The sequence below is a fragment of the Aquabacterium sp. A08 genome (genome assembly GCF_011742065.1).
This window is the reverse complement of record NZ_JAAQQT010000470.1, coordinates 1-488: the sequence shown is the minus strand read 5'-3', so window position 1 is coordinate 488 and position 488 is coordinate 1. Positions and strand designations below refer to the sequence as shown.

Sequence of the window (488 nt, the reverse complement as noted above, 5' to 3'; positions counted from 1 at the left end):
AACTGGCGGCCGTCCACCAGCAGCTGCGCGCCTTCGGCCTGCCCGGCGGCGATGTAGCCGCTGATGCGGGCGTGGGCGGCGGGGGTGACGATGGGGCCCATTTCGGCGGCCAGGTTGGTGCCGTTGAGCACCTTGAGCTGCTTCGTGCGCTCCACCAGCAGGGGCATGACCCGGTCGGCCACGTCGCCCACCAACACCGCCACGCTGATGGCCATGCAGCGCTCGCCGGCCGAGCCGTAGGCCGCGCCAATGAGCGCGTCCACCACCTGGTTCACGTCGGCGTCGGGCATGACGACCATGTGGTTCTTGGCGCCGCCCAGGGCCTGCACCCGCTTGCCGTGGCGCGCGCCGGTTTCGTAGATGTAGTTGGCAATCGGGGTGGAGCCCACAAAGCTCACCGCCTTCACGTCCGGGTGGTCCAGCAGCGCGTCCACGGCTTCCTTGTCGCCCTGCACCACGTTGAACACGCCGTCGGGCAGGCCGGCCTG

1 protein-coding gene is annotated in these 488 nt (G+C 70.3%); it reads right to left on the bottom strand.

Features of this window, described 5'->3' with window-relative positions; genetic code table 11:
* On the bottom strand, positions 1 to 488 hold a 488-nt coding region (locus tag HA630_RS02675), incomplete at both ends, for an aldehyde dehydrogenase family protein (RefSeq protein ID WP_166832236.1).